This is a genomic window from Pseudomonas sp. R3-56 (assembly GCF_051132075.1).
Classification (GTDB): Bacteria; Pseudomonadota; Gammaproteobacteria; order Pseudomonadales; family Pseudomonadaceae; genus Aquipseudomonas.
This window is the reverse complement of the sequence record NZ_CP071657.1, coordinates 1,322,324-1,334,314: the sequence shown is the minus strand read 5'-3', so window position 1 is coordinate 1,334,314 and position 11,991 is coordinate 1,322,324. Positions and strand designations below refer to the sequence as shown.

9 protein-coding genes are annotated in these 11,991 nt (G+C 60.9%); all 9 read right to left on the bottom strand.

Features of this window, described 5'->3' with window-relative positions; all coding sequences use genetic code 11:
- Positions 1 to 111 precede the first annotated feature (111 nt).
- The gene (locus J3P96_RS06215) at positions 112 to 1,059 is read right to left on the bottom strand and encodes an acetyl-CoA carboxylase carboxyltransferase subunit alpha (RefSeq protein WP_434656053.1); all 948 of its coding nucleotides are present in this window, start codon (positions 1,057 to 1,059) and stop codon (positions 112 to 114) included.
- A gap of 149 nt (positions 1,060 to 1,208) precedes the next feature.
- A complete protein-coding gene (gene dnaE, locus J3P96_RS06210; RefSeq protein ID WP_434656050.1) occupies positions 1,209 to 4,730 on the bottom strand; it encodes a DNA polymerase III subunit alpha in 3,522 nt (1,173 codons plus the stop codon).
- 99 nt (positions 4,731 to 4,829) lie between these two features.
- Complete coding sequence (gene rnhB / locus J3P96_RS06205; RefSeq protein ID WP_434658101.1) at positions 4,830 to 5,474, bottom strand: ribonuclease HII; 645 nt, start codon at positions 5,472 to 5,474, stop codon at positions 4,830 to 4,832.
- Between the two features lie 11 nt (positions 5,475 to 5,485).
- A complete protein-coding gene (gene lpxB / locus J3P96_RS06200) occupies positions 5,486 to 6,616 on the bottom strand; it encodes a lipid-A-disaccharide synthase (RefSeq protein WP_434572125.1) in 1,131 nt (376 codons plus the stop codon).
- 2 nt (positions 6,617 to 6,618) lie between these two features.
- Positions 6,619 to 7,395 carry an acyl-ACP--UDP-N-acetylglucosamine O-acyltransferase gene (lpxA, locus tag J3P96_RS06195; protein WP_434572124.1) on the bottom strand — a complete coding sequence of 259 codons (777 nt, stop codon included), beginning with the start codon at positions 7,393 to 7,395 and terminating at the stop codon, positions 6,619 to 6,621.
- Positions 7,392 to 7,832 carry a 3-hydroxyacyl-ACP dehydratase FabZ gene (gene fabZ / locus J3P96_RS06190; protein ID WP_008154051.1) on the bottom strand — a complete coding sequence of 147 codons (441 nt, stop codon included), beginning with the start codon at positions 7,830 to 7,832 and terminating at the stop codon, positions 7,392 to 7,394. Before fabZ ends, lpxA begins: the two co-directional genes overlap by 4 nt.
- 111 nt (positions 7,833 to 7,943) lie before the next feature.
- Positions 7,944 to 8,999 (bottom strand): UDP-3-O-(3-hydroxymyristoyl)glucosamine N-acyltransferase, encoded by a 1,056-nt coding sequence (gene lpxD / locus J3P96_RS06185; protein WP_434656047.1) that lies wholly within the window; start codon positions 8,997 to 8,999, stop codon positions 7,944 to 7,946.
- Positions 9,000 to 9,002: 3 nt separating this feature from the next.
- Positions 9,003 to 9,506, bottom strand: coding sequence for an OmpH family outer membrane protein (locus tag J3P96_RS06180; protein ID WP_003184901.1), 504 nt, complete (start codon positions 9,504 to 9,506; stop codon positions 9,003 to 9,005).
- A gap of 45 nt (positions 9,507 to 9,551) precedes the next feature.
- The gene (gene bamA / locus J3P96_RS06175) at positions 9,552 to 11,939 is read right to left on the bottom strand and encodes an outer membrane protein assembly factor BamA (protein ID WP_434628705.1); all 2,388 of its coding nucleotides are present in this window, start codon (positions 11,937 to 11,939) and stop codon (positions 9,552 to 9,554) included.
- Positions 11,940 to 11,991 lie beyond the last annotated feature (52 nt).

The following is an 11,991-nucleotide window of genomic DNA, read 5'->3' as shown; positions in this document are numbered from 1 at the left end:
CATTTGTGGGAGCGAGCTTGCTCGCGATGGCGGTATATCAGTCAACTCATCTGTTGAATGTCAATCCGCTTTCGCGAGCAGGCTCGCTCCCACATGGGTGTTGCAGTCGGATCAGAGACCGTAGCTCATCAACCGCTCGTAGCGACGCGCCAGCAGCGCGTCGTTATCGAAGTTCTTGAGCATCGACAGCTGGGCGCTCAGCTCCGCGCGAATCAGCGCTGCGGCCGCGGCCGGGTCGCGATGGGCGCCGCCCACTGGCTCGCTGATCACCTTGTCGACAATACCCAGGCCCTTCAGGCGTTCGGCGGTGATGCCCATGGCTTCTGCGGCGTCCGGCGCCTTCTCGGCGGTTTTCCACAGGATCGAGGCGCAGCCTTCCGGCGAGATCACCGCGTAAGTGGAATATTGCAGCATGTTCAACTGGTCGCAGACGCCAATGGCCAACGCCCCGCCGGAACCGCCTTCGCCGATCACGGTAGCGATGATCGGGGTCTTCAGGCGAGCCATCACACGCAGGTTCCAGGCAATCGCCTCGCTCTGGTTGCGCTCTTCGGCGTCGATCCCCGGGTAGGCGCCCGGCGTGTCGATGAACGTCAGGATCGGCATCTTGAAGCGCTCGGCCATTTCCATCAGGCGGCAGGCCTTGCGGTAGCCTTCCGGACGCGGCATGCCGAAGTTGCGGCGTACTTTCTCGCGCACTTCGCGGCCTTTCTGGTGGCCGATGATCATCACCGGCTGGTCATCCAGACGGGCGACACCGCCGACGATCGCGGCGTCATCGGAGAAGTGACGGTCGCCGTGAAGCTCATCGAACTCGGTGAAGATGTGTTCAATGTAGTCCAGGGTGTAGGGACGACGCGGATGCCGCGCCAGACGCGCGATCTGCCAGCTGGTCAGCTTGCCGAAGATGTCTTCAGTCAGCGTGCGGCTTTTGTCCTGCAGCCGAGAGATTTCATCGCCGATATTCAGCGAATTGTCGTTACCGACCAAGCGCAACTCTTCGATCTTGGCTTGAAGGTCGGCGATCGGCTGTTCGAAATCTAGAAAATTCGGGTTCATAGGCGTCCGTCTTGGGTCGACGTCCAAGTGAGCTTGGGCCGGCCGGTTGTCTATTCGCGCCTACCTTAAGGGAGAGGCGCGTTCAGGTCGAGATTAAAAATTCGAGTCGAGGTCAGGGGCGCTCCAGGTTCAGGAGTGGCCCCTGGCCGTCAACGGTATTGGAGGAAGACGTTGTCTTTGCCGAACTGGTCACGCAAGGCTTGAATCAACGCATCCGCCGGGTCGATCCGCCAGCCCTCGCCGAACTGCAGCACGGCCTTGGCATCGGGGCGCATGTATTCCATGGTGATCGGGCACGCACCACGGTGGCGCTTGAACAACTCGCCCAACCAGCGTAGCTGATCGCCCTTGAGGTCCTGGGTCTGCAACTTCAGGCGCAGGCTCTCGGCCAGGTTGGTACGGGCATCCTCCATGCTCATCACCCGCTTGACCCGCAGCCGCAGGCCACCGGAGAAATCGTCGTTGCTGACCTCGCCTTCCACCACAACCATTGCATCCGTCTGCAACAGCGATTGCGCCGAATGGAACGCATCGGCAAACAACGACGCTTCGATACGCCCGGAGCGGTCGTCGAGGGTGATGAAGCCCATCTTGTCGCCCTTTTTGTTCTTCATTACTCGCAGGGCGATGATCATGCCGGCGACGGTTTGCGTATCGCGAGCGGGCTTCAGGTCGATGATGCGCTGGCGAGCGAAGCGGCGGATTTCGCCCTCGTATTCGTCGATCGGGTGGCCGGTCAGGTACAGGCCCAAGGTATCTTTCTCGCCCTTGAGGCGCTCCTTGAGGGTCAGCTCCTTGGCCTTGCGATGGTTGGCATACACATCGGCGTCTTCCTCGACAAACAGCCCGCCAAACAGGTCGGCGTGGCCGCTGTCGTGGGTACGGGCGGTCTGTTCAGCAGCCTTGATCGCCTCCTCCATCGCCCCCAGCAACACCGCGCGGTTGCGGTCGATGTTGGCCTGGTAGGCCTTGGGCTCATCCTGGAAGTACGGGCCCAAGCGGTCCAGCGCGCCACTGCGGATCAGCCCGTCGAGGGTGCGCTTGTTGATGCGCTTGAGGTCGACCCGCGCGCAAAAATCGAACAGGTCCTTGAACGGCCCGTCCTGGCGCGCTTCGGTGATCGCCTCCACCGGACCCTCGCCCACGCCCTTGATCGCGCCAAGACCGTAGATGATGCGGCCTTCGTCGTTGACCGTGAATTTGAACTCCGAAGCGTTCACATCCGGCGCGTCGAGGCGCAGCTTCATGGTCCGCACTTCTTCGATCAAGGTCACGACCTTGTCGGTGTTGTGCATGTCCGCCGAGAGTACCGCGGCCATGAACGGCGCCGGGTAGTGCGCCTTCAGCCACGCGGTCTGGTACGAAACCAGGCCATAGGCGGCGGAGTGGGATTTGTTGAAGCCGTAGCCGGCGAACTTTTCCACCAGGTCGAAGATGTTGCCCGCCAGGTCCGCATCGATGCCGTTGTTCGCACAACCCTCGATGAAACCACCGCGTTGCTTGGCCATCTCCTCGGGCTTTTTCTTACCCATGGCTCGACGCAGCATGTCCGCGCCGCCGAGGGTATAACCGGCCATCACCTGGGCGATCTGCATCACCTGTTCCTGATACAGGATGATGCCGTAGGTCGGCGCCAGCACCGGTTTGAGGCCGTCATACTGGTAGTCGGGATGCGGGTACGCCAGCTCGGCGCGCCCGTGCTTGCGGTTGATGAAGTCATCGACCATGCCCGATTGCAGAGGGCCCGGACGGAATAGGGCCACCAGTGCGATCAGGTCTTCGAGGCAGTCGGGCTTGAGCTTCTTGATCAGCTCCTTCATGCCGCGCGATTCAAGCTGGAACACCGCGGTTGTTTCGGCTTTTTGCAACAGGCTGTAGGTCGGCTTGTCGTCCAGCGGAATAAACGCGATGTCCAGCGGCTCTTCGCCGACCTTGGCCCGGTCGCGGTTGATGGTCTTGAGCGCCCAATCGATGATCGTCAGGGTCCGCAGGCCGAGGAAGTCGAACTTCACCAGGCCGGCCGCCTCGACGTCATCCTTGTCGAATTGGGTCACCAGGCCGTCGCCCTCTTCGTCGCAATAGATCGGCGAAAAGTCAGTCAGTTTGGTCGGCGCGATCACCACGCCACCGGCGTGCTTGCCGACGTTACGCACCACGCCTTCGAGCTTGCGCGCCATCTCCCAGATTTCCGCCGCTTCTTCATCGACCTTGATGAAATCGCGCAGGATCTCTTCCTGCTCGTAGGCTTTTTCCAGGGTCATGCCGACTTCGAAGGGGATCATCTTCGACAGGCGATCCGCCAGGCCGTAGGACTTGCCCTGCACCCGCGCCACGTCACGCACCACCGCCTTGGCGGCCATGGAACCGAAGGTGATGATCTGGCTTACCGCGTTGCGGCCGTACTTCTCGGCGACGTAATCGATCACCCGGTCGCGACCGTCCATGCAGAAGTCGACGTCGAAGTCGGGCATGGAGACCCGTTCCGGGTTGAGGAAACGTTCGAACAGCAGGTCATATTCCAGCGGGTCGAGGTCGGTGATCTTCTGCACATAGGCCACCAGCGACCCGGCACCCGACCCCCGCCCTGGGCCGACGGGCACGCCGTTGCTCTTGGCCCACTGGATAAAATCCATCACGATCAGGAAGTAACCGGGGAAGCCCATCTGGATGATGATATCCAGCTCGAAATTCAGCCGGTCGACATAGACCTGGCGCTTGGCTTCGTAATCTTCGGTGGTGTCCTTGGGCAGCAGGACCTTTAGGCGCTCGTCCAGGCCGTCGAACGACACCTTGCGAAAATACTCATCGATGGTCATGCCATCGGGAATCGGGAAGTTGGGCAGGAAGTGTTTGCCCAGCTTCACTTCGATGTTGCAGCGCTTGGCAATCTCGACGGTGTTTTCCAGCGCTTCGGGCAGGTCGCTGAACAGCTCCGCCATCTCCTCGGCGCTCTTGAGGTACTGCTGGTCGCTGTAGTTCTTTGACCGACGAGGATCATCAAGGGCCCGCCCCTCACCGATGCAGACGCGGGTTTCGTGGGCTTCGAAATCTTCCTGCTTGATGAACCGCACGTCGTTGGTCGCCACCAGCGGCGCGCCCAGCTTGTCGGCCAGGGCCACGGCGGCGTGCAGGTGCTCTTCGTCATTCGGACGGTTGGTGCGTTGCACCTCGATATAGAAGCGGTCCGGGAACACCGTCATCCAGTCGCGAGCCAGTTGCTCGGCTTCCTCGGTGTTGTCGCTGAGCAGGGCCAGGCCGATCTCACCTTCCTTGGCCGCCGACAGCATGATCAGGCCTTCGCTCGCCTCGGCCACCCACTCGCGCTCGATGATGATCGAGCCATTGCGCTGGCCCTCGATAAAGCCGCGGGAAATCAGCTCGGTGAGGTTGCGGTAGCCGACGGCGTTCATCACCAGCAGGCTGATACGGCTCAGCGGCGCATCCGGGTCCTTGTTCGCCAGCCACAGGTCGGCACCGCAGATCGGCTTGATCCCGGCGCCCATGGCGTTCTTGTAGAACTTGACCAGCGAACACATGTTGTTCTGGTCGGTAACGGCCACGGCAGGCATGTTCATGCCGACCAGGGTCTTGACCAATGGCTTGATCCGCACCAGGCCGTCGACCAGGGAATATTCAGTGTGCAGGCGTAGATGAACGAATGAAGCCGGCATAGTGATCCTGCGTTAAGTCATGAAAACAACAAGGCCCGGATTGTACCGGGCCTCGGGTAAAACATCAGCCATGAGCGGTCAGCCTGACAAAGGCCTGCATCAGGAAACCAGAGCCTGACTACTCACAATCAAGCCTTCGCGAGCTTCATAGGCCAGCCGCACCGGGGCGAACGAGCGCCGATGGATGGGCGTCGGCCCGAGGCGCGCCAAGGCTTCCAGATGAACGGGGGTCGGATAGCCCTTGTGGCTGCCGATGCCATAGCCCGGGTAGATCAATTCGAACGCGGCCATTTCCCGGTCGCGACTGACCTTGGCCAGGATCGAGGCCGCTGCGATAGCCGGCACCTTGCCGTCGCCCTGGATGACCGCTTCAGCGCGCATCGACAGCTGGGGGCAACGGTTGCCGTCGATCATCGCCAGCTTCGGCGTGATGTGCAGGCCGTGTACCGCCCGCTGCATCGCCAGCATGGTGGCATGCAGGATGTTCAGCTCGTCGATCTCTTCGACCTCGGCCCGGGCAATGCACCAGCTCAAGGCTTTTTCGCAGATCTCGTCGTAGAGTTTTTCACGCCGGGCCTCGGTGAGCTTCTTGGAGTCATCGAGCCCCAGGATCGGCCGCTTCGGATCGAGGATCACCGCCGCCGTCACCACCGCACCGCACAACGGGCCACGGCCCACCTCATCGACACCCGCGACCAACTCTTCGACTTCGGCGACCAGCTTGAAATCCAGGCCCATCTGCAGCTTCACGTTGCTCATCGTCTGGCGCCGATCAAGGTCAGTACCGCGTCTGCTGCCTGGTTGGAGGCATCGCGACGCAAGGTACGGTGGATTTCGTCAAAGCCCCGGGTCTGTTCCTCGCCGCCATCGATCAACGGCAAAAGCGTGCTGGCCAGGGACTCGGCGGTCGCGTCATCCTGCAGCAGTTCAGGCACCAGCAGGCGCTGGGCCAGCAGGTTCGGCAGGGAAACGTAAGGGCTCTTGACCATGCGCTTGAGAATCCAGAACGTCAACGGCGCCAGGCGATAGGCAACCACCATCGGGCGCTTGTACAACAATGCCTCAAGGGTAGCAGTGCCGGAAGCAATCAACACGGCATCGCAGGCCGCCAGCGCTTGATGCGATTGGCCGTCAAGCAGCGTGACCGGCAAATCGCGATCGGCCAGGAGTGCTTCGAGCTGGACCCGCCGCTGTGGACTGGCGCACGGCAAGATGAATCGTACGTCCGGACGCATCGCCCGCAGACGCTCGGCGGCGTCGAAGAACAGCCCGCCCAGGCGACTCACTTCGCCGCCTCGGCTACCGGGCATCAACGCCACCAGCGGGCCCGCGGCCAGGCCCAGCGCCTGGCGAGCCGCCTCGCGGTCCGCCTCCAGGGGAATGGTGTCGGCCAGGGTGTGACCGACAAATCGCACGGGCACGCCTTTTTCTTCGTAGAACCGGGCTTCGAACGGCAGCAGCGTGAGCATCAGGTCGCAGCCCTCGCGGATCTTCAACACGCGCTTCTGTCGCCAGGCCCAGACCGACGGGCTGACATAATGCACGGTCTTGATCCCGGCCTGGCGCAGCTTGAGTTCGATATTGAGGGTGAAATCCGGCGCATCGATACCGATGAACACATCCGGTTTTTCTTCGATCAGCGTCTGGATCAGCTTCTTGCGCCGGGCCAGCAGCTCACGCAAGCGGCCGAGCACTTCCACCAGCCCCATCACCGACAGGCGCTCCATCGGGAAGTAGGAGACCAGCCCCTCGGCTTCCATCAATGGCCCACCCACCCCGATGAACTCGACCGCCGGGTGCTGCGCCTTGAGCGCGCGCATCAGGCCGGCGCCCAGAATGTCACCGGAAGCTTCGCCCGCCACCAGTGCGATACGCAGGTTCGCCATGATCAGCGGGTGATGCCGCGGGTCGAAGACAGGATGGAATCGCGGAATATCGCGACTTCCGGAAACTGTGCCGCTGCCTCGGCCAGTTCGGCGAGCGCCTGCTCGACCGTCAGGCCCTGGCGATACACAACCTTGTAGGCGCGACGCAGGGCAGTTATGGCCTCTTCGCTGAAACCACGCCGACGCATGCCTTCGAAGTTCATGCTGCGAGCTTCGGCCGGATTGCCGAACACGGTGACGTAGGCAGGGACGTCCTTGCCGATGGCGGTGCCCATGCCGGAGAAGCTATGGGCGCCAATGTGGCAATACTGGTGGACCAGGGTGAAACCGGACAGGATCGCCCAGTCATCCACGTGCACATGACCGGCCAACGCGGTGTTGTTGACCAGGATGCAATGGTTGCCGATGACACTGTCGTGGCCGATGTGGGCATAGGCCATGATCAGGTTATGGTCGCCCAGCGTCGTTTCGGAACGGTCCTGGACGGTGCCACGGTGAATCGTCACGCCTTCGCGGATCACGTTGTGATCGCCAATCACCAGCCGGGTTTCTTCACCTTTGTACTTGAGGTCGGGCGTGTCCTCGCCTACCGATGAGAACTGGTAGATGCGGTTGTGCCGGCCGATCCGGGTCGGCCCCTTGAGGATCACATGGGGCCCGATCACCGTGCCCTCGCCGATTTCCACACCTGCGCCGATGATCGACCAAGGGCCAACCTCGACATCGGCGGCCAGTACGGCCGTCGGATCGATGATTGCGCGAGGGTCAATCAAACTCATAGCTTGCGTTCCGCACAGATGATTTCAGCGGAGCAGACCGGCTTGCCATCGACCGAAGCCTGGCATTCGAATTTCCAGATCTGGCGCTTGCAACTGATGAACCTGGCTTCGAGGATCAACTGATCGCCCGGAGTGACCGGCTGGCGGAAGCGCAGCTTGTCCGAGCCAACAAAGTAGTAAAGCGTACCGTCGGCAGGCTTCACGTCGAGCATTTTGAAACCAAGGATCCCGGCAGCCTGAGCCATCGCCTCGATGATCAATACGCCCGGCATGATTGGATGCGCGGGGAAGTGACCATTGAAGAAGGGTTCGTTGATGCTGACATTCTTGTAGGCGCGAATGCGCTTGCCTTCAACATCCAGGTCCACGACCCGATCCACCAGCAGGAACGGGTAACGGTGAGGCAGGTATTCGCGAATCTCGTTGATGTCCATCATTTCGGGGGGAAGCCTATGTAAAGATTGGGAGCGCACGATTGACGCGCACCCCGCTAGCAAATCAAGGAAGCCAGGGCCTAGCGGCTGTGCACACTTGATATGGAAATGGTATCAGCCATCTGATGAAGCATTACCGCCAGGGGTCACGTCCCCTACACGCTTTTCCACCTGCTTGAGGCGCCGCGCGATGTCGTCGAGCTGGCGGATACGCGCCGCGCTCTTGCGCCACTCGGCTGCCGGTTGCATGGCTGTGCCGGAAGAATAGGCACCCGGCTCGGTAATCGAGTGGGTCACCATGGTCATTCCGGTCAGGAACACGTTGTCACAGATATCGATATGGCCCACCAGGCCCACGCCACCGGCGAGCATGCAGTGCTTGCCGATTTTGGTACTGCCGGAGATGCCCACGCAGGCGGCCATGGCGGTGTGGTCACCGACCTGGACGTTGTGGGCGATCTGGATCTGGTTGTCGAGCTTGACGCCATTGCCAATGACCGTATCGGCCAGCGCGCCACGGTCGATGGCGGTGTTGACGCCGATCTCCACGTCATCGCCGACGGTTACGCCACCGATCTGGGCAATCTTTTGCCAGATGCCTTTCTCATTGGCAAAACCGAAGCCTTCGCCACCGAGCACTGCGCCAGACTGGATCACTACCCGCTTGCCGATGCGCACATCGTGATACAGCGTCACCCGGGGCGCCAGCCAGCCACCTTCGCCGATCTCGCAGCGCGCGCCGATGAAGCAATGGGCGCCCAGCGTCACACCGGCGCCAATCCGGGCCGCGCCTTCAATCACGACAAACGGGCCAACGCTGGCCGAAGGATCCACCACGGCGTCCGCCGCGATCACCGCACTCGGGTGAATACCGGCAGCCGACTTGGGCTTGGGATCGAACAGATGGGAAATCCGCGCATACGCAAGGTAGGGGTCGGCCACGATCAGCGAATCACCGGCAAACCCTTCGGCATCACCGGCCTTGAGCAACAGCGCGGCAGCCCGGCTATCAGCCAGGTATTTGCGATATTGAGGATTTGCCAGGAAGCTCAACTGAGCTGGGCCAGCCTCTTGCAAAGTGGCTAGCCCAGTGATGACCTTCTCCGGGTCGCCACGCAGGGTGGCGCCGAGGAACTCGGCCAACTGGCCGAGCTTGATAGTCGCTGTCATGGATTACTTCAGCTGATTCATGCGCTCGATAACCTGGCGCGTGATGTCGTACTGAGGCTTGACATCAATCACTGCACCACGCTCGAACACCAGGTCAAAACCACCCTTCTTGATGACTTCTTCCACAGCGCTGTCGAGTTTCGGCTTGAGCTGCTTGAGCATTTCGCGGTCGGCAACGGCTTTCGCTTCGTTCAGTTCCTTGGACTGGAACTGGAAGTCACGGGCCTTTTGCTTGAATTCAAGCTCCAGACGCTCGCGCTCACCCTGGGCCATTTTGTCGCCACCGGCCACCAGACGATCCTGGATACCCTTGGCGCTGCTTTCCAGGCCTTTGAGCTTGGTCAGTTGCGGGCCGAATTTTTTCTCCGCGTCCACAGCGTATTTCTTCGCCGCGTCGGATTCCAGCAGGGCCATCTGATAGTTCAGGACGGCGATCTTCATGTCGGCAAAAGCCGGACCTGCGACCAGTACGGTCGCCAGGAGAACCAATTGAGTCAACTTACGCACGATGTACTCCTACAAAATCCATTGTCGTTATCTTGGGTCAGACGCTTAGAACGTCTGACCGAGGGAGAATTGGAAAACCTGGGTTTCAGCGTCATCCGGTTTCTTGATCGGCATCGCCAACGCGAAGCTCAACGGGCCTAGCGCGGTGACCCAGGTCACGCCGACGCCGACGGAGCTGGCGAGGTTGCTCAGGCTGATGTCGTTGCACTCTGCGTTGGATGACGTGCCATTGTTGTTAGTAGGCTTATCGCAGCTGGAGTCGAATACGTTACCCACGTCCCAGAATACCGAGGTACGCAGGGAGCGCTGATCCTTGACGAACGGCATCGGGAACAGGAGCTCGGCACCGCCCTGGATCAGGACGTTACCACCGAACGGCAGTGGATCCTGGTCCGGATCCCGGATGGTCCCCTGGTTGCCAGTGACAGCTGCACCTCGGCTCGGGGTACTGCGCGGGCCCAGGGTGCTGTCCTTGAAGCCACGCACCGAGTTGAAACCACCGGCGTAGTAGTTCTCGTAGAACGGCAGGCCGTCGGTCGAACCGTAGCCATCGCCATAACCCAGCTCGGTGTGCAGGCGCATGGTGTAGTTGTCAGACAGCGGCTGGAACAGCTGGCCGCGGTAGTCGAGCTTGAAGAACGACAGGTCGCTGCCAGGCGTGGTGGTTTCCAGGACCAAGCTCTGGGAACGGCCACGGGTCGCCAACACACCCTTGTTCAGGGTCGACTCGGACCAACCAACAGACGCCTTGAAGTTCAGGTACTTGTCGCCCTCTTTCTCGACGAAATCGAAAATTTCGTCAACGGTATAGCGGCCAGTGCTGATCTCGTCCTGCTGGGCGGTGAGGCCGAAGGTCAGGCGCGACGTTTCGCTGATCGGATAGCCGATGTTGACGCCGGCACCCAGGCTGTCCACCGCATAGCTGGAGATGTCAGAGTCGAGCTCGTCGTAGTCGGTGGTGCGATAGAAGGCGTTGTAGCCCAGGCTCACACCGTCGGCAGTCCAGTAGGGGTCCACGTAACCGAAGTTGTAGCGGGTCTGGTACTCGCTGCGGGTCAGGCCCACGCTGACGCGGTTACCGGTACCGAGGAAGTTGTTCTGGGTGATCGAACCACCCAGGATCAGGCCCGCGCTCTGGGCGAAACCGACACTGGCGGTGATCGAACCGGAGGCTTGTTCCTCGACGCTGTAGTTCACATCCACCTGGTCATCGACGCCCGGTACGGCCGGGGTCTCGACGTTGACTTCCTTGAAGAAGCCCAGGCGCTCCAGGCGGGTCTTGGACTGGTCGATCAGGTAGGTCGACGCCCAGCCACCTTCCATCTGGCGCATTTCGCGACGCAGCACTTCGTCCTCGGACTTGGTGTTGCCACGGAAGTTGATGCGGTTGACGTAGGCACGCTTGCCGGGGTCCACGCCGAACGTGATGTCGACGGTATGGTCTTCATCGTGCGGTTGTGGCACGCCGTTCACGTTGGCGAAGGTGTAACCCTCGTTACCCAGGCGGCGAGTGATCAGCTCGGACGTGGTGGTCATCAGCTTGCGCGAGAACACCTGCCCCTTCTGCACCAGCAACAGCGATTTGACCTGGTCTTCCGGAACTTTCAGGTCACCACTGAGCTTGACGTCACGAACGGTGTACTTCTCGCCTTCGTTGACGTTGACAGTGATGTAGACGTGCTTCTTGTCCGGGGTGATGGACACCTGGGTCGAAGCAATGTCCATGTTGATGTAGCCACGGTCCAGGTAGTAGGAACGCAGGCGCTCCAGGTCACCGGAGAGTTTTTCACGAGCGTACTTGTCGTCGTTCTTGAAGAACGACAGCCAGTTGGTGGTCTTGAGTTCGAACAGGTCGATCAGGTCTTCATCCGGGAACACCGTGTTGCCGACCACGTTGATGTGCTGGATGGCGGCGACGGTGCCTTCGTTGATGTTGACCTTCAGGCCGACGCGGTTGCGCGGCTGCGGCACGACTTCGGTGTCGACAGTCGCCGAATAACGGCCCTGAGCAACGTATTGGCGTTGCAGCTCGTTACGGACGCCTTCGAGGGTCGCGCGCTGGAAGATCTCGCCTTCGGCCAGGCCGGATTGCTTGAGGCCTTTCATCAGGTCTTCAGTGGAGATCGCCTTGTTGCCTTCGATCTCGATACTGGCAACCGATGGGCGCTCGACGACCGTGATGACCAGGACATTGCCGTCGCGGCCCAGCTGGATATCTTGAAAGAAGCCGGTCTTGAACAGCGCACGAGTGGATTCCACCAGGCGCCGATCATCCGCCTGCTCGCCGACGTTCAACGGCAAGGCACCAAAGACGCTACCCGCGGAAACCCGCTGGAGGCCGTTGACGCGAATATCAGAGATAGTGAAGGACTCGGCGTGAACTTCGGCGATCATCAATACGGTGAGAACCGCAGTTAGCAGCAGACGTTTCATGAAGTCCTTTCTTATTCCAACTGGCAATAAACAAACTGCCGCAAAATGCGGC

What these genes read in the sequence shown, in the direction of transcription:
- J3P96_RS06215 (WP_434656053.1), bottom strand. Translation starts at nt 1,059, where the DNA reads ATGAACCCGAATTTTCTAGATTTCGAACAGCCGATCGCCGACCTTCAA.
- dnaE (WP_434656050.1), bottom strand. Translation starts at nt 4,730, where the DNA reads ATGCCGGCTTCATTCGTTCATCTACGCCTGCACACTGAATATTCCCTG.
- lpxB (WP_434572125.1), bottom strand. Translation starts at nt 6,616, where the DNA reads ATGGCGAACCTGCGTATCGCACTGGTGGCGGGCGAAGCTTCCGGTGAC.
- lpxA (WP_434572124.1), bottom strand. Translation starts at nt 7,395, where the DNA reads ATGAGTTTGATTGACCCTCGCGCAATCATCGATCCGACGGCCGTACTG.
- fabZ (WP_008154051.1), bottom strand. Translation starts at nt 7,832, where the DNA reads ATGATGGACATCAACGAGATTCGCGAATACCTGCCTCACCGTTACCCG.
- lpxD (WP_434656047.1), bottom strand. Translation starts at nt 8,999, where the DNA reads ATGACAGCGACTATCAAGCTCGGCCAGTTGGCCGAGTTCCTCGGCGCC.
- bamA (WP_434628705.1), bottom strand. Translation starts at nt 11,939, where the DNA reads ATGAAACGTCTGCTGCTAACTGCGGTTCTCACCGTATTGATGATCGCC.